This window comes from Xanthomonas hyacinthi, from assembly GCF_009769165.1.
Taxonomy (GTDB): Bacteria; Pseudomonadota; Gammaproteobacteria; order Xanthomonadales; family Xanthomonadaceae; genus Xanthomonas_A; species Xanthomonas_A hyacinthi.
Genome location: NZ_CP043476.1, coordinates 1,893,440 through 1,909,310 on the forward strand (window position 1 = coordinate 1,893,440; position 15,871 = coordinate 1,909,310).

Annotated in this window: 18 protein-coding genes and 1 pseudogene; 6 read left to right on the plus strand and 13 right to left on the minus strand. The window is 69.0% G+C overall.

Annotation, left to right across the window (positions count from 1 at the left end):
• Position 1 precedes the first annotated feature (1 nt).
• Positions 2 to 1,501 (plus strand): glycerol kinase GlpK, encoded by a 1,500-nt coding sequence (glpK, locus tag FZ025_RS08520; protein WP_046979513.1) that lies wholly within the window; start codon positions 2 to 4, stop codon positions 1,499 to 1,501.
• Between the two features lie 107 nt (positions 1,502 to 1,608).
• Here glpK and FZ025_RS08525 read toward each other — a convergent pair whose 3' ends face one another.
• Together FZ025_RS08525 and arfB are read right to left on the minus strand one after the other, a co-directional pair.
• Positions 1,609 to 2,211, minus strand: a complete 603-nt coding sequence (locus FZ025_RS08525; RefSeq protein ID WP_104558384.1) for a lysophospholipid acyltransferase family protein — start codon at positions 2,209 to 2,211, stop codon at positions 1,609 to 1,611.
• Between the two features lie 3 nt (positions 2,212 to 2,214).
• Entirely contained in the window at positions 2,215 to 2,646 is a 432-nt protein-coding gene (gene arfB, locus FZ025_RS08530; protein ID WP_046979512.1) for an alternative ribosome rescue aminoacyl-tRNA hydrolase ArfB, read from the minus strand.
• A 108-nt stretch (positions 2,647 to 2,754) separates the two neighbouring features.
• Between arfB and FZ025_RS08535 the strand changes: the two genes are divergently transcribed.
• The gene (locus tag FZ025_RS08535) at positions 2,755 to 3,285 is read left to right on the plus strand and encodes a DUF2059 domain-containing protein (RefSeq protein WP_046979511.1); all 531 of its coding nucleotides are present in this window, start codon (positions 2,755 to 2,757) and stop codon (positions 3,283 to 3,285) included.
• 262 nt (positions 3,286 to 3,547) lie between these two features.
• Here the strand turns inward: FZ025_RS08535 and FZ025_RS08540 are convergent.
• Positions 3,548 to 4,335: pseudogene (locus FZ025_RS08540) on the minus strand (pseudouridine synthase).
• Positions 4,336 to 4,424: 89 nt separating this feature from the next.
• Between FZ025_RS08540 and FZ025_RS08545 the strand changes: the two are divergent.
• Positions 4,425 to 4,886, plus strand: a complete 462-nt coding sequence (locus FZ025_RS08545; RefSeq protein ID WP_046979510.1) for a thioredoxin family protein — start codon at positions 4,425 to 4,427, stop codon at positions 4,884 to 4,886.
• A gap of 58 nt (positions 4,887 to 4,944) precedes the next feature.
• On the opposite strand, the gene FZ025_RS08550 is transcribed toward FZ025_RS08545, so the two are convergent.
• From FZ025_RS08550 to FZ025_RS08560, 3 genes are all read right to left on the minus strand, one after another.
• Positions 4,945 to 5,295 (minus strand): DUF3147 family protein, encoded by a 351-nt coding sequence (locus FZ025_RS08550; protein ID WP_046979509.1) that lies wholly within the window; start codon positions 5,293 to 5,295, stop codon positions 4,945 to 4,947.
• Positions 5,296 to 5,365: 70 nt separating this feature from the next.
• Positions 5,366 to 7,024 carry a ubiquinone biosynthesis regulatory protein kinase UbiB gene (gene ubiB / locus FZ025_RS08555; protein ID WP_104558383.1) on the minus strand — a complete coding sequence of 553 codons (1,659 nt, stop codon included), beginning with the start codon at positions 7,022 to 7,024 and terminating at the stop codon, positions 5,366 to 5,368.
• Positions 7,021 to 7,662, minus strand: coding sequence for a ubiquinone biosynthesis accessory factor UbiJ (locus tag FZ025_RS08560; RefSeq protein ID WP_046979507.1), 642 nt, complete (start codon positions 7,660 to 7,662; stop codon positions 7,021 to 7,023). The genes ubiB and FZ025_RS08560 overlap by 4 nt, the downstream gene beginning before the upstream one ends.
• Before the next feature lie 117 nt (positions 7,663 to 7,779).
• Here FZ025_RS08560 and ddlA point away from each other — a divergent pair, with 117 nt between their 5' ends.
• The gene (gene ddlA / locus FZ025_RS08565) at positions 7,780 to 8,895 is read left to right on the plus strand and encodes a D-alanine--D-alanine ligase (protein WP_046979506.1); all 1,116 of its coding nucleotides are present in this window, start codon (positions 7,780 to 7,782) and stop codon (positions 8,893 to 8,895) included.
• A gap of 114 nt (positions 8,896 to 9,009) precedes the next feature.
• Here the strand turns inward: ddlA and FZ025_RS08570 are convergent, their stop codons facing one another.
• The 5 genes from FZ025_RS08570 to FZ025_RS08590 all read right to left on the minus strand — a co-directional run bounded on the left by FZ025_RS08570 (position 9,010) and on the right by FZ025_RS08590 (position 12,789).
• The gene (locus FZ025_RS08570; RefSeq protein ID WP_046979505.1) at positions 9,010 to 9,168 is read right to left on the minus strand and encodes a DUF1328 domain-containing protein; all 159 of its coding nucleotides are present in this window, start codon (positions 9,166 to 9,168) and stop codon (positions 9,010 to 9,012) included.
• 62 nt (positions 9,169 to 9,230) lie between these two features.
• A complete protein-coding gene (gene oleD / locus FZ025_RS08575; RefSeq protein ID WP_046979504.1) occupies positions 9,231 to 10,241 on the minus strand; it encodes a 2-alkyl-3-oxoalkanoate reductase in 1,011 nt (336 codons plus the stop codon).
• Positions 10,238 to 10,492, minus strand: a complete 255-nt coding sequence (locus FZ025_RS08580; RefSeq protein ID WP_046979503.1) for a hypothetical protein — start codon at positions 10,490 to 10,492, stop codon at positions 10,238 to 10,240. The genes oleD and FZ025_RS08580 overlap by 4 nt, the downstream gene beginning before the upstream one ends.
• A 10-nt stretch (positions 10,493 to 10,502) precedes the next feature.
• Entirely contained in the window at positions 10,503 to 12,155 is a 1,653-nt protein-coding gene (oleC, locus tag FZ025_RS08585) for an olefin beta-lactone synthetase (protein ID WP_046979521.1), read from the minus strand.
• A gap of 34 nt (positions 12,156 to 12,189) precedes the next feature.
• Entirely contained in the window at positions 12,190 to 12,789 is a 600-nt protein-coding gene (locus FZ025_RS08590) for a short chain dehydrogenase (protein WP_046979502.1), read from the minus strand.
• A 100-nt stretch (positions 12,790 to 12,889) separates the two neighbouring features.
• Between FZ025_RS08590 and FZ025_RS08595 the strand changes: the two genes are divergently transcribed.
• Both FZ025_RS08595 and FZ025_RS08600 read left to right on the plus strand, forming a co-directional pair.
• On the plus strand, positions 12,890 to 13,786 hold the full coding sequence (locus FZ025_RS08595; RefSeq protein WP_046979501.1) for a LysR family transcriptional regulator: 897 nt from the start codon (positions 12,890 to 12,892) through the stop codon (positions 13,784 to 13,786).
• Positions 13,787 to 13,891: 105 nt separating this feature from the next.
• Positions 13,892 to 14,275 carry a YkgJ family cysteine cluster protein gene (locus tag FZ025_RS08600; protein ID WP_046979500.1) on the plus strand — a complete coding sequence of 128 codons (384 nt, stop codon included), beginning with the start codon at positions 13,892 to 13,894 and terminating at the stop codon, positions 14,273 to 14,275.
• A 10-nt stretch (positions 14,276 to 14,285) separates the two neighbouring features.
• Here the strand turns inward: FZ025_RS08600 and FZ025_RS08605 are convergent, their stop codons facing one another.
• The gene (locus FZ025_RS08605) at positions 14,286 to 14,582 is read right to left on the minus strand and encodes a hypothetical protein (protein WP_146093526.1); all 297 of its coding nucleotides are present in this window, start codon (positions 14,580 to 14,582) and stop codon (positions 14,286 to 14,288) included.
• 76 nt (positions 14,583 to 14,658) lie between these two features.
• Entirely contained in the window at positions 14,659 to 15,813 is a 1,155-nt protein-coding gene (locus tag FZ025_RS08610; protein WP_046979498.1) for an AAA family ATPase, read from the minus strand.
• Between the last annotated feature and the right edge of the window lie 58 nt (positions 15,814 to 15,871).

Genomic DNA, 15,871 nt, shown 5'->3' on the forward strand with positions numbered 1-15,871 from the left:
GATGGAAAAGAAATTCATCCTGGCCATCGACCAGGGCACCACCAGTTCGCGCGCGATCCTGTTCGACCGCAAGGGCCACATCGTCGGCATGGCGCAGCGCGAGTTCGGGCAGATCTTCCCGCAGCCGGGCTGGGTGGAGCACAACCCGCGCGAGATCATGACCAGCGTCTACACCACGATCACCGAGCTGCTGAACAACCAGCAGGTGGACGCGAGCGCGATCGCCGGCATCGGCATCACCAACCAGCGCGAGACCGCGGTGGTGTGGGACCGCGCCACCGGGCAGCCGATCTACAACGCCATCGTCTGGCAATCGCGGCAGACCAAGGACATCTGCGAGCAGCTCAAGGCCGCCGGCCACGAGGACATGGTGCGGGCCAAGACCGGCCTGCTGATCGATGCGTATTTCTCCGGCACCAAGGTCAAGTGGATCCTCGACCACGTCGAAGGCGCGCGCGAACGCGCGCAGCGCGGCGAGCTGGCGTTCGGCACCATCGACAGCTGGCTGATCTGGAACCTCACCGCCGGCAAGGTCCACGTCACCGACTACAGCAACGCCTCGCGCACGCTGCTGTACAACATCCACGAGTTGCGCTGGGACGAGGAGCTGCTGCAGATGCTCGACATCCCCGCCTCGATGCTGCCCGAGGTGCGCTCCTCCAGCGAGATCTACGGCACCACCCAGGGCCAGTATTTCTACGGCCACGAAGTGCCGATCGCCGGCATCGCCGGCGACCAGCAGGCGGCGCTGTTCGGCCAGGCCTGCTTCGAGCCGGGCATGGCCAAGAACACCTACGGCACTGGCTGTTTCATGCTGATGAACACCGGCGAGAAAGCGGTCGCCTCCAACACCGGCCTGCTCACCACCATCGCCTGGGGCGTGGACGGCAAGGTCGAATACGCGCTGGAAGGGGCGATCTTCGTCGCCGGTTCGGTGGTGCAGTGGCTGCGCGACGGCCTGCGCATGTTCGGCAAGGCCAGCGATTCGGAAGCCTACGCCGAGCGCGCCGGCGACAACGACGGCGTGTACTTCGTGCCGGCCTTCGTCGGCCTGGGCGCGCCGTACTGGCGCAGCGACATCCGCGGCGCGGTGTTCGGGCTGACCCGCGGCACCACCAAGGAACATTTCATCCGCGCCGCGATCGAATCGATGGCCTACCAGACCCGCGACGTGCTGACCGCAATGCAGGTCGATTCGGGCATCGAACTGAAGGAATTGCGTGCCGACGGCGGCGCGATCAGCAACGACTTCATGGCCCAGTTCCAGAGCGACATCCTCGACGTGCCGGTGCTGCGCCCGGAGGTGGCCGAGACCACCGCGCTGGGCGCCGCCTACCTGGCCGGCCTGGCGACCGGATTCTGGAAGGATCGCGCCGAGATCGCGCAGCAGTGGGCAGTGGACCGCCGCTTCGAGCCGCGCATGCCGGCCGAGCGCCGCGAGGAGCTGTACGCCGGCTGGCAACAGGCGGTGGAAGCGACGATGGGGTTCCGGATTCGCTGAGGTGTTCAATGTAGCGGCTTCAGCCGCGACCGGGCTTTACCGATAGCGCCCGTCGCGGCTGAAGCCGCTCTACAGCAACCGCATCCGCATCGACGTGCCGGCCAGCCTCACAACGTATCGCGATGCTTCCCGCGCCACGGCCGGTACCAGGTGCGGATCGCGGCGATGTCGGCGTGCATGTCGGCGCTGCTGTGGAACAGCGGGCCGAGGCCGACGGTGCGGCTGGGATAGTCGAAGTACACCGGGAAGATCGGGATCTCGGCGCCATGCGCGATCTTCCAGAACCCGACCTTCCACTTCTCCACCCGCTTGCGCGTGCCTTCGGGGGTGATCACGTACCACATGCGCGGCGCCTGCCGGATCAGCGCCACCGCCTGCTCGACCACCCCGCGCGGCGACTTGCGGTCCAGCGGGATGCCGCCGAGCTTGCGCAGCAGCGGACCCAGCGGCCACCAGAACAGCTGGGTCTTGCCCAGCACGCGCACCTCGAAGCCGACCGCGAACTTGACCGCGAAGCCCAGGAACCCATCCCAATTGGACGAGTGCGGGGCGACGATCATCACCAGCTTCGGCACGTCCGGGAACTGGCCCACCACCCGCCAGCCGGCCAGGCGCAGCGCGGTGCGGCCGAGCCAGCGGCCGAAGCGGCTGGGCTTGACCATCGGCATGTTGGGGGTGGCGGGCGGCAACGAAAAATCGCGTTCGGTCAAAAGTTACTCCCAGCGGCCGGGCGAGCGGCCGCGTTTGATCTGGCTGCGCTCGCGCTTGGCGTCCAGGCGCCGCAGCTTGGCGCCATGCGAGGGTTTGGTGGCGATGCGCCGTTTCGGCACCGACAGCCCGGCGGCGATGAACTCGGCCAGGCGCTGGCGCGCGTCGTCGCGGTTGCGGTCCTGGGTGCGGAAGCGCTGCGCATCGATCACCAGCACGCCCTCGGCGGTGATGCGGCGGTCGCGCCGCGCCAGTAGCCGCGCACGCAGCGGCTCCGGCAGCGACGGCGAGCCGGCCAGATCGAAACGCAGTTCCACCGCGCTGGAGACCTTGTTGATGTTCTGCCCGCCGGCGCCGCTGGCGCGCACGAAGCGCTCGACGATTTCGGTTTCCGGAATCGCCAGGCTGCTCGAGATGTGGATGGCCCCGTTACCCATCCGCGAATTGTAGGGCATCCATCAGATGGCTTGATTTTCCAAGGCCCGCGGCCGCGCCGTGGCGATTCCCGTATCCTGGCCGCCGGTCATAGCCTTGCAGGACGCTCGATGAACCCGACCCCGCCGCTTTTCCGTTCCTGGCCGCAGCGGCTGCTGCTGGCCGCGCTGCTGGCCCTGGCCGCGGCTCCCGCGCTGGCCGAGCCGCCCAGCGACGGCGACGTCAACCGCCTGCTGTCGGCCGCGCGCGCGCAGAACATGCTCGACAGCATGCTGCCGCAGATCGAGGCCATGCAGCGCCAGCAATTCGCGCAGCTGACCGCGCAGCGCCCGCTCGAGCCGGCGCAGCAGCAGAAAGTGCAGCAGATCCAGCAGCGCACCCAGGCCACCGTACGCAAGGCGCTGTCGTGGCAGGAAATGCGCCCGCTGTACGTGAACCTGTACAAGCAGTCGTTCTCCAAGCAGGACGTGCTGGCGATGGCCGAGTTCTACGAGAGTCCGGCCGGCCAGAGCATGCTCGACAAGACCCCGCAGCTGATGCAGAACCTGATGGGCGCGATCCAGCAGAAGATCGCCCCGCTGTTCGCCGACCTGCAGAAGGACCTGGAGCAGACCGTCAACACGCCGACTGCGAAGCCCTAGGCCTTCGCCACGGCAACCGCGTGACGCCTCGCCTTCCCTGTGGGAGCGGTTTCAACCGCGACGAACGAAGCGGCGGCCTTTACCGGCGTTGGCACAGCTCCGGGCCGACATCGCCCAAGACCGCCGGGAATATTTCCGATCAAACCACGCCAGCTGTAGGTGGCCTTGGCCATCAGTCGCGACGGGCTTTCCCCGGTAACGCCTGTCGCGACTGAAGTCGCCCACAAGATCCTCCCGGCTTTAAACCGCTCGAAGAATCGCGCTAGCCAACCGCTTCGCCGCGCGCAGCCGCCTCGCCGCGCGACCACGGCGCCGCCGACCACCCGAACAAGCCGAACGCGCGCACGAACTCGGCATCCAGCGGCGCGGCGACCTCGATCCGGCGCCCGTCCGGATGCGGGAACGTCAGCCGCGCGGCGTGCAGCAGCATGCGGTGCACGCCGTGCATGCGGAAGATGCGGTTGTGGCGGCCATCGCCGTGGCTGGTGTCGCCGATCAGGTGATGCGACAGATGCTTGAGGTGGCGGCGGATCTGGCGGAAGCGCCCGGTCACCGGGCTGCAGCGCAGCAGCGCGTAGCGCGAGGTGCCGAACTCGCCCGACGGCACCGGCAGTTCGCCGCAGGCCAGGCGCTGGAAGCGGGTCTGCGCCGGCTTCTTCAACGGCTTGCCGGGGCCGCCGTCGAGGTCGTGATCGACGTCGAAGCGCTCCTCGGCCGGCCAGCCGCGACAGACCGCCAGGTAGTCCTTGTCCACCCCCCACCCATCAGCGCCTTGCCCAGCGCGCTGGCGGTGTCGCGGTCGAAGGCCAGCAGCAGGCAGCCGCTGGTGGCGCGGTCGAGCCGGTGCACCAGAAAGATCGGCCGCCCCAACTGCACGCGCAGGCGATCGGCGAGGAAGTCGTCCTCGCCGCGGGCCAGTTTGCTGTCGTGGACCATCAGCCTGGCCGGCTTGTCGACCACGGCCAGCAACGGGTCCAGATAGAGGATCTGCAGGGAATCGGGGGAGGCGCTCACCGCCGGATTATCCGTGCCGCATCGCCGCGCCACAATGCGTCCGTCGCGCTGCGTGTTGCGCAGGCCGTTGACGCCGCCGCCGCGGCTCGACGATGATCCCTCCCCCCACGCTGCGGAGAGTTCCAATGAAACGCTGGCTGCTGTTGTCGCTGCTGACCGCCGTTCCGCTGGCCCACGCGCTGGAGCTGCCCTACGACGCCGCGGCCGACGCCAAGGCGCAGGTGAAGCAGGCGCTGGCCGCCGGCAAGAAGACGCACAAGCCGACCCTGCTGATCTTCGGCGCCAACTGGTGCGGCGACTGCCGCGCGCTCGACGCCTCGCTGCACACGGCCAAGAACGCTGCGCTGGTGAACGCGCACTTCGAAGTGGTCAAGATCGATGTCGGCAACTTCGACCATAACCTCGAATTGAGCCAGGCCTATGGCGACCCGATCCAGAAGGGCATCCCGGCCGCGGTGGTGGTCGGCGCCGACGGCACGCCGCGCTATACCACCAGGGCCGGCGAGCTGGCCAATGCGCGCAAGATGAGCGATCAGGGCATCTACGACTTCTTTGCGAAGGTAGCCGACGTGCCGGCAGGGCACTGAGCCGCCGTGTCCACGGCGATGGCGGCCGCCTGTCGCGGGCGGCCGCCACGCCGGTGCGCTACAGCAACTGGATCCCGAAGCGGCGCACGCCCAGCGCCAATGCACCGAAGCAGGCGATGGTCAGCAGCGCGCACGCGGCCAGCGTCCACCAGAAGCCGAGCCGCGGCAACAGCAGCGGAAACGCCAGGAACATCGGCAGCGTCGGCAGCACGTACCAGAACGTATACCAGGCATGGTTGGCGATCTTGGCCTGCGGCTGCCGCTCCAGCTGCAGCCAGATCAGGGTCAGCACAGTCACCAGCGGCAAGGCCGCGATCAGCCCACCGAGCCGGTCGCTGCGCCGCGCCACTTCGGAAATCGCCACCACCAGCGCGGCGGTGATCAGGTACTTGCCGAGGATCCAGGGCATACGCAGCTCCCAAGCTGAAAAACGCAGAACCGCGGCCCGCGCGGGCCGTTCGATCGCGGCGGCGAGGCGCCTAGCGCCGCCACCACGCCAAGAGCAGGCTGAGCGCACCGATGCCGCCGACGCTCCATGCCCAGATCGACACGCCGCCGAGCTGCGGCCCGCCGGCATCGAGCGCATACAGCAGCGTGCCGACGGTGAGCAGGCCCACGCCGGTGATCGCGGTGACCACGCGGCGCTGCATGCGCAGCAGGATCGCGTTGAGGTCGGACAGGTCGCGCGAGCGCATCGACAGCTCGTGGCGGCCCTCGACCTGCTGGCGCAGCCAGCTGTGCACCAGGCGCGGCATGTCCGGCGCGTGGGTCATGATTTCCGGCAGCCGCTTGCGCAGTTCGTGCAGCGCGCGCTGCGGGCTGTAGCGCTCGATCAGGATGCGCTCGAGCACCGGCCGCGCCACCGCCCAGATGTCCAGCTGCGGATCCAGCTGGCGGCCCACGCCTTCGATGTTGAGCAGGGTCTTCTGCAGCAGGATCAGCTGCGGCTGCAGGGTCAGCTGGTAGCGCTGGGCGACGCGGAACAATTTGATCAGCACTTCGGCCAGCGAGATCTGCGACAGCGGCCGGGTGAAGTACGGCTCGCACACCGAGCGCGCCGCCGCCTCCAGTTCGTCGATGCGCACGTTGGCCGGCATCCAGCCCGCCTCCACGTGCAGCTCGGCCATGCGCCGGTAGTCCTTGTTGAAGATGGCCATGAAGTTCTCGGCCAGGTAGTACTGATCTTCCTGCGACAGCTGGCCCATGATGCCGAAGTCCAGCGCGATGAAGCGCGGGTTGATGCGCCGCGCCGGATCGCTGTCGACCCAGATGTTGCCGGCGTGCGCATCGGCATGGAAGAAGTTGTCGCGGAACACCTGCGTGTAGAACACGCGCACGCCCTTGGCCGCCAGCGCCTTGCGGTCGATGCCGGCGGCGTCGAGCGAGGCGATGTCGTCGGAGGGGATGCCGCGCACCCGTTCCAGGGTCAGCGCGCGCTCGGCGGTGTGGCTCCAGATCACCTCCGGCACGTACAGGTCGTCCGAATGCAGCCAGAAGCGGCGCAGCACGCTGGCGTTGGCGCCTTCGCGCTGCAGGTCCAGTTCCGCGGCCAGGGTGGTCTCGATCTCGGCCACCACCTCGCGCGGACGGATCTTGTCGGCGCGCGGATGCGCACGATCGACCAGCGCGGCGGCCGAGGTGAGCAGGGCGATGTCGGCATCGATCTGCCGCTCGATGTCCGGGCGCAGCACCTTGACCACCACTTCGCGGCCGTCGTGCAGCGTGGCCGCATGCACCTGCGCGATCGAGGCGGAGGCCAGCGGCGTGGTGTCGAAACTGGCGAAGGCCACACCGATCGGCTGCCCCAGCGCCTGCTCGACGATGCGCCGCGCGGCCTCGCCGTCGAACGGGCGCACCCGGTCCTGCAGCAGGGTCAATTCCTCGGCCACGTCCGGCGGCATCAGGTCGCGGCGGGTGGACAGGATCTGCCCGAACTTGACGAAGATCGGCCCCAGATCCTGCAGCGCCAGGCGCAGCCGCGCACCGCGCGACTGCGCGGCGATGTCCGGGCTGGCGCGCGGCACGAACGGCTTGGCCAGGCGCAGCCAGCGCTCGGCCGGGGTGCCGTCGAGCAGATCGTCCAGGCGGTAGCGCAGGATCACCCGGCCGATGCGGCTGGCGCGGAACATCGCCTTCATGCGCCGCGCCCCGGCTGCAACCGCGCCACCCGCGCGGCCAGGCGCTCGACGTCGTCGCGCACCGCATCCACATCGTCGTAGAACGCTTCCAGCTCGGCGCGCGGGACCACATCGCGCGATTCCTCGGTGACGAACTCGGCCGCGCTCTGCGCCAGGTCCTGCGCGCTGCGCTGCGCCTGCTGCAGCGCCGAACGCGCGGCATTGGCGAACTGCACGCCGAGCACCTCGCCGAACACCTGGGTGAACGGGCGCTGCCAGTCCGGATCGAAGCGCGCCGCCAACTGCTGCAGGCGCCGCGCCAGCTCGGCATCCCCGGACACCCGCACCCGTCCGCCAGGGCTGGCGCCGCGCCGTGCCTGGGCCAGGAACGGCAGCTGCGCGAACAGCCCGCCGAGGGTGCTGCGCACCGCCAGGTCCGGCTCCGGCGCCGTGTCCACCGGGCCGACCTGCAGGCGCGTGCCGTCCACGCGGATCTGCAGCGCCAGCGCCGGCGCCTCCAGGGTCAGCGCCACGCGCTGGCCATCGAGGCCACGCAGCACCTCGCGGGTATCCGGGTCCAGCGCCAGCGCGCGGTTGAGCGCCGCTTGCAGCGCGCGGCCGGCCAGGGGCTTGAGGGCATCGAAGGGAGTAGGCGACATGCGCGCATTCTACAAGGCCGCGGCGCGACGCCATGCGACAGCACTCCGGCCTGGGCCGCAGCGGGCAAAACCTGCATGCTATCCGCTCCAAAGCGACGCCCTGCGGCGAGGACATGCATGCGCAAGATCCGGGTCGGCATCATCTTCGGCGGCAAATCGGCCGAGCACGAGGTCTCGCTGCAGTCGGCGCGCAATATCGTCGATGCGCTGGACCCGCAGCGCTTCGATGCCACCTTGATCGGCATCGACAAGCAGGGCCGCTGGCATGCCAACGAGCGCGACGGCTTCCTGCTGCATGCCGACGATCCGGCGCGGATCGCATTGCAGCGCAGCGGCCACGGCGTGGCGGTGATCCCTGGCGACGACGCGCAGCCGTTGCGCGCGCTGCAGCCGGCGCAGGCGCTGGAGCAGATCGATGTGGCGTTCCCGATCGTGCACGGCACCCTGGGCGAGGACGGCTCGCTGCAAGGCCTGTTGCGCATGGCCGGGCTGCCGTTCGTCGGCTCCGGCGTGCTCGGCTCGGCGCTGGCGATGGACAAGGACGTGGCCAAGCGCCTGCTGCGCGATGCCGGGCTGGAGGTGGCGCCGTTTGCCTGCATCCGCCGCCACGATGCGGCGCAGGCCGATTTCGCCGCGCTGGCCACGCAGTTCGGGCTGCCGTTATTCGTCAAGCCGGCCAACCAGGGTTCGTCGGTCGGCGTGAGCAAGGTGCACGATGCGGCCGGCTTCGCTGCGGCGCTGGCGCTGGCCCTGGCCTACGACCACAAGGTGCTGGTGGAAGCGGCGATCGACGGGCGCGAAATCGAATGCGCGGTGCTCGGCAACGATGCCCCGCAGGCCAGCGTCTGCGGCGAGGTGGTGGTGCACGATGCGTTTTATTCCTACGAGACCAAATACGTCAGCGAGACCGGCGCCGCGCTGGTGGTGCCGGCGGCGATCGACGAGGCCACCCAGGAACGCATCCGCGCCGTCGCGTTGCGCGCCTACGCCGTGCTGGAATGCGCCGGCCTGGCGCGGGTCGACGTGTTCCTGAGCGGCGACGGCCGCATCGTGGTCAACGAACTCAACACCCTGCCCGGCTTCACCCGCATCAGCATGTATCCGAAGCTCTGGCAGGCCAGCGGGCTGAGTTACCGCGCGCTGATCACGCGCCTGATCGAGCTGGCGCTGGAACGCCACGCGCAGGATGCGGCGCTGCGTAGCGCGGTGGCGTTGCCGGGATCCGGCGAATAGGGCACCTGCCACGCAATGGCGTGAATCGCGCGCTGGCGGCGCGCACACAAACGAACGGCCCGCCGTACCGGATGTCTCCGCTGCGGCGGGCCGTTCGGGATGCAGCGCGGGCGACTACACCTTGCCGCGACGGAACATCGAGATCACCGCCAGGATCAGGAACACCACGAACAGGATCCAGGCGATGTTGGTCGCCGCACCGGCGATGCCGCTGAATCCGAGTACGGCCGCGATGATGGCGATGACGAAGAAGACGATGGCGTAATGCAGCATGGCAAGGTCCAGAAGTTGTCGTGCCGAATCGGCGCGCAGCCATCTTCGGAAACCGCCGGTCGTCAGGAAGTGACGGAAGTGTCGCGGCGCCATGATGACGCCAGCCGCTGCAGGCCCTGCTCGATCGAAACCTGCGGCACGTAGCCGAAATCGCGCCGCGCCGGTTGCATGCTGTACCAATGCGGCGTGCACAGCTGCTCGGCCAGGAAGCGGGTCAGCGGCGGCTCGCCGCGCAGGCGCAGCAGCGGCCACAGCGTTTCGCAGGCGGCGCCGATCCGGTAGGCCGCCTTGAACGACAGGGTCTTGGTCACCGGCGGCGCGCCGGCCGCGGCCAGCAGCTTGTTCAGCAGCTCGCGCATCGGCAGCGGCTCGCCGTTGGAAATGAAGTACGCCTTGCCGGCGCAGGCCGCACCGACGCGCAGATGTTCGAACGCGTCGAAATGCGCCTGCGCGGCATTGTCGATGAAGGTGGAATCGACGCGGTTGCCGCCGCCGCCGACCAGGCGCACGCGCCCGGCCTGCGCGCGCGCGACCAGTTTGGGCAGGATCTGGTTGTCGCCCGGCCCCCAGATCAATCGCGGCCGCAGCGCCACCACCGCCAGCTGCGCATCGTTGGCGGCGAGCACCGCGCGTTCGGCGATGGCCTTGGTCGCCGCGTATGGCGCCTGGAAGTTCTCGCCATATGGCACCTGGTCCGCACCCAGGCCTTCCACCGGATGGGTGGCGCGATGGGTCACGCTCGGCGTGGAGGTATAGATCAAACGGCCCACGCCATGCGCGCGGCAGGCGGCCAGCACGTGCTCGGTGCCGACCACGTTGGGCTGGTAGTAGCTGTCGTAGCTGCCCCAGGCACCGGCCTTGGCCGCGTTGTGGAACACCGCCTCGGCGCCCGCGACGGCGTGGTGCAGCGCCTGCGCATCGGTCAGGTCGCCGCGCACCTGGGCCACGCCCAGCGCCTGCAGTTCCGGATAGTGGCCGCGGTTGTAGCTGATCACCTCGTGCCCACGCGCGACCAGGCCGCGGCACAGCGCCTGGCCCAGGAATCCACCACCGCCCGTCACCACTATCTTCATCGCGCCGCACCGATCGCACCAGGACGCACACGATAGCCGGGGTCGCCGGGGAAGGCGATCCGCGCGCTTGCAGGCAGCGCCACGCGCGGCCCGAGCCATTGATCTTGCGGCGCTTCGCACTTCTTCAGCGTGACATCGTCGGTGCCGCGCCCCAGCGCCTCGTCCAACGCCGCCTGCGCCACGCCGTCGCGCTCGACCCGCTGCCGTGCCACGTCGATGCGCAGATCGTCCAGCCGGTAGCGCTCGCCCATCGCCGCGGCTTCAGCGCACGCGGACCTTGGCCCACAGCGCCAGCTTCTCGCGGCCGATCTTGGCGTTGTGGCGGATATCCACCGGGAAACCCGGATGGCGCAGGAAATCGGCGATGCCGGCGGTGTGCGCATGCGTCTGCGCCAGCGCGCGCAGCACCGCGTCCGGCTGCGCCGGCGGCGCCACGCCCGGCTGCAGTTCGTAGCACAGCAGCGGGCGCTGCGCGCCCGCCGCGCCGATCCCGACCAACGCGCTGCGGCGCAGCCACGGCAAGGTGTTGAAGATCGGTTCGACCTGCTCGGTGTACAGCGGCCCGTGCGCGGTCTCCACGCGCTGGGTCTTGCGCCCGCAGAACCACAGCCGGCCCTGCGCGTCGAAGTAGCCGATGTCGCCCATGCGATGCACGATGCGTTCGCTGCCGTCGTCCAGGCGCTCGCGGATCTTGGCGATGCGCGTGGCCGCGTCGCGGTTGAAGTAGCTATCGGTGGTGGTTGGCCCGGCCACGGTGATCTCGCCGACCGTGCCTGCCGGCAGTTCGCGCACGCCCGGCCACTCGGGGATTGCCGCGTCGTCGATGGCGATGATGCGCACCACGTTCGGCGCCACCACCGCGCCGACGCAGGTGCCGGCGCCGGTTTCGGTGGCCGCGCGCGTGTCCTGCAGTTCGCGGCCCTCGATCGCCGCCACCGGCAGGCATTCGGTGGCGCCGTACGGTGTCCACAGCTTGCCGTCCACCGGCAGCAGGCTGCAGATCCTGGCCACGATCTCCGGCGGCACCGGCGCGCCGGCCGAGGTCGCGCAGCGCACGCTCGGCAACGGCCGGCCGTAGTCGGCCAGCACCCGCATCAGTGCCGGCGAACCGAACAGCTGGGTCACCCCGAAGCGGTCGATCGCATCGTGCAGCTTGCGCGGATCGGCGCTGGCCGGACGGGTCGGGTCCATGTCCGGAATCACCGAGGTCAGCCCCAGCGCGGGATCGAACAAGGCGAACGGCGGGAAGGTCGGCAGGTCGATGCCGCCGGGCTGCATGTCGAATGCGTTGCGCATCAGTTCGATCTGGCTGACGAAATGGCGATGCCGGTAGACCACGCCCTTGGGCACGCCGGTGGAGCCGCTGGTGAACAGGATCGCGGCCACGTCGTCGGCCGCGGTCGCGGCCAGCTGGCTGCCGGCGCCGCTGCCGGCATGCTCGATCCGCGCCAGCGTGGTGCCACCCCAGGCCCAGCGCCGGCCCACGGTGACGATGCGCCGCGCCGAGCGCGACCAGCCCAGCAGGCGCCGCGCCAGCTGCGCCAGCGGGATGCCGATGAACGCCTCCGGCTGCGCCTCGTCCAGGCATTGCTTGAGCGCGCGCTTGTCGATGCCCGGATCCACCAGCACCGGCACCGCACCGGCCTTGAACAGCGCGAACATCAGCAGGAAGAATTCCGGCGACGGCCGCACCATCACCACCGTGCGGGTGCCGCGGCCGATGCCGTAACTGCCCAATCCGGCGGCGATCGCATCGCTGCGCGCATCCAGCTGCGCATAGCTCAGGGTCACGTCGTAGGCAGCCAGGCCGTCGGCGCCGCGGCGGCCCGCGCAGCGGATCGCGATCTGGTCGGGGCGCTCGCGCGCCAGTAGCGGCAGCGTCGCGGCGATGTTGCAGGTCGTGGTCGTGGTCATCGGCCGATTATCGCCGATGGCGTTGGCCATGCCGCTAGCCGACCCGGAACACGCGCCCGCTCTGGATGCCGGCCACGCTGCGCCGGTAGGCCAGCGCCGCGCGTGCGGCGCTGACGCTCTCGAACCCAGGGAAGAACGCCGCGTAGCGTTCGACCGATTCGTTCAGCACGGTCGGGCTGACCACGTTGATGCGGCGGCCGCCGCGCAGCTCGCACGCCGCCGCACGCACGAAGCCTTCCAGCGCGGTATTGACCGTGGTGGCGTTGCTGCCGCCGCGGATCGGCTCGTCGGCGACGATGCCGCCGGTCAGCGTGATCGAACCGCCGTCGTTGAGATGGTGCTGGCCGAGCAGCGCCAGCCGCACCTGGCCCAGCAGCTTGTGCTGCAGGCCCAGCGCGAATTGCGCCGGCTGCAGCGTGGCGAGCTCGCCGAAGTGCAGCTCGCCGCTGGTCGAGACGATCGCATCCACCGGCCCCAGCGCGGCGAACAGCGCCTGCACGCTGGCATCGTCGGTGATGTCCACGGTGAGCGCACCGCGCGTGTGGCCGACCGCGATCACCTCGTGGTCGCGCGCCAGCTCCTGCACCACGGCCTTGCCCAGGGTGCCGGTCCCGCCGATGACGACTGCCTTCATGCCACTGCTCCTGCGGTTGTGAGGCAGGCAGTCTGGCCGTGTACCAAGTGGCGAAAAATGGCGCAGAATTTCCGGCACTGCAAACCTAGGGTTCGCAATCGTGGACAAGCTGCGCAGCATCGAGGTCTTCGTCGCCGCCGTGGAGGCCGGCAGCTTCAGCGCCGCCGCGCGCCGGCTGGACATCAGTGCGGTGATGGTCGGCAAGCTGGTCCAGCAGCTCGAGACCCATCTGGGCGCACGCCTGCTGGAACGCAGCACCCGCCGCCAGGGCCTGACCGAGGCCGGTCGCCACTTCCACGAGGAGGGCAGGCGCGTGCTCGAACAGCTGCGCTGGGCCGAGGGTTCGGTCGAGCGCCTGGCCGCCTCGCCCCGCGGGCTGCTGCGGATCAGCGCCGCCACCACGCTGGGCGAATGCGTGATCGCCGCAGCGGTGGCCGAGTACCAGGAGCGGTTCCCGCAGGTGCGCATGGAACTGGAATTGAGCAACAGCGTGGTCGACCTGATCGGGGACGGGATCGACCTGGCGATCCGGGTCGGCGCGCTCGATCCCGCGCTGGACCTGGTGGCACGGCCGCTGGGCCACTACCGCATGGCGATCTGCGCCGCGCCGGCCTATCTGGCGCGCCACGGCGTGCCGGTCACGCCCGCCGACCTGGCCGCGCACCGCTGCCTCGGCCACGCCGCCTGGAACCCGCGCTCGGCGTGGTGGCTGGCCCCGTCCGGCACGCGCGCAAGCTGGCCCACCGAGACCGCCCTGCGCTGCAACAGCAGCGCCGCGCTGCGCCAGGCCGCGCTGCATGGCGCCGGGCTGCTGTTGCAGCCGCAGGTGCTGGTGGCCGAGGACCTGGCCGCCGGCCGCCTGGTCGGCCTGCTCGACGCCTACCTGCCGGCCAGCCGGCCGGTGCACGCGCTGTACCGGCAGGACCGCCAGCCGCTGCCCAAGCTCGCCAGCTTTCTGGCCTTCCTGCAGCAGCACGCGGCGCCGCGACTGGCCTGATCCCCGCGACCATCCCTGCTGAACGCCGCCGTGCTTGCAGCGCGCGGCGGTTCGGTCAGAATGCCGCGCCCCCAACGCTGTTTGCCGCGCAAGGTCCGGCCTCCCATGGCACATCCCTGCCTCACCTGCGGCGCCTGCTGCGCCTACTTCCGCGTCAGCTTCCACTGGAGCGAGGCCGATCCCGCACTGGGCGGCAGGGTCCCGTTCGCACTCACCGAGCCGTTGCGCACCCACGAACGGGTGATGCGCGGCACCTCGCAGGCGCAGCCGCGCTGCGTGGCGCTGGATGCCGAGATCGGCCGCTACAGCCGCTGCACGATCCACGACCGGCGCCCGTCGGTGTGCGCCGCGGTGCCCGCCTCGCTGGAGTTCGGCGAACGCAGCGCGCAGTGCGACAAGTCGCGGCTGGCGCATGGGCTACCGCTGCTGACCCCTGCCGACTGGGAGGAGGTGACCGAGATCGAGCGCAATCCGCTACCCGGCATCTAACGCTGGCAGTTCACGCCGCCGCCAGCTCGGCGAGCCGGATCATGGCACGCGACAGGCTAGGCGAGACCCGCGATGCTTCCGAGGGGCGCCAGTAACGCGCGGCGAAGTCGCACAGGTGCACGTTGTAGCCTAGACCCGGCTTGTTGCGATCCCGTTCGGAAATCATTTCTTGCCGGAGCAAGCGCTTGGACGAACGCGCGGCCAACGCCAGTACTTGTCGCTTGGGATCGACAAGCCCGTCCGGATTGTCCGGCATCTTCGCTCGGGAAACATGCAGGAAGTCTGCTAGTGCCTCGCTGTCTGCCAACAGCCAGCTTCGGCTTCCGTCACGGCAAAGCGGACAGAAAATCCGCGCGGAGCACCCTGAGCATGCACCTGCCGCATCAAAACAAACCCATCTGTTCGATCCGCTCAGGGCGTGTCTTGGGGAGCAAAACTTCGGCAGGGTTCAGGCCGCTTTCCATGGCCAACTCTTCTTCCTCGCTGGGTCCACGGACGGTCGTGCCGTTGTCGCCAGGCTCCAGCAGGACGACCGAACCAGGATCGCTGACCGCAGCGATCAGCTTATCGCTGTGCGTGGTCACAATGACCTGACGAATAGCCTTTTTCCTGCTCCTGAGCACCCGGTCGATCATCAAAGGAATGTAATCCACGATCGCATCGTTCAACGAAAGCTCCGGTTCCTCCAACAGCAGCAGGCCGTCGCTCTCCAGCAAGGCCCATAACAAGCCGATCAGGCGCAACGTGCCATCGGAAAACTGCTCCTCACGCTGCCACGCGCCATTGACACGCCAATGATCGAACTGTGCCTCCAAGTGCGGAGCGCCGGTCACTTCGTCCTTCCTGAACTGCAATTCGGAGAACTGGGGCACCGCGACCTGCAATGCCTTGGCGATGTTCTTGAGCCGGGCCACCTGGGTCTTCTGCGGGGTCCGTGCAATCCGCTGCAACAGGCCCTGGCCAAAGGGATCGCTCTCGATCAGCCGTCCATTGATTTCGTCGCTGAACTTCAACAGCTGGGGTACCAGGTGCAGATAGGTGGTGGCCGAGAAGAATTCGACCAGTTCACGAAAGCGGGCGTTATTATTGATTTTCTCCAGATGCGTCTGCGTCAGACGCACCTCGTCCGCGTGGTCGTCCGCGTCGGGTCGCGCCAGGATCTGCTCGCCGTTCCGGGTCACGACCTCCTTGGTGATGAACACCCGCTGCGCACCCTTGCCTTCCGCCTTGAAGGACAACGCGTAATTCCAACGCGTCGCGTTTTCGTCTAACGAGTCGGACAACTCGACCTCGATGCTGACCTCCGGATCCCGCCGGGCATGCAGGCTGCGCAGCTTGGACATGAATCCGCGATCCTTGAGCGCCTTCTGCAAACCACCCCCTTCGGCCTGCGCGATGGTGCGCAGAAAACGGAACACGTCCAGCAGATTGGATTTCCCAGACGCATTGGCGCCGATCAGATAGACGCGCGGTAGCAGGCTGATATCCGCCTCGCGAAAGTTGCGCCAGTTCTTCAACTTTAGTCGCGATATCAGCATGGGTTTCTCCAATCGGGGATGCTTGTGGACTTCCGCACTATCCGCGCACGGTAACCCC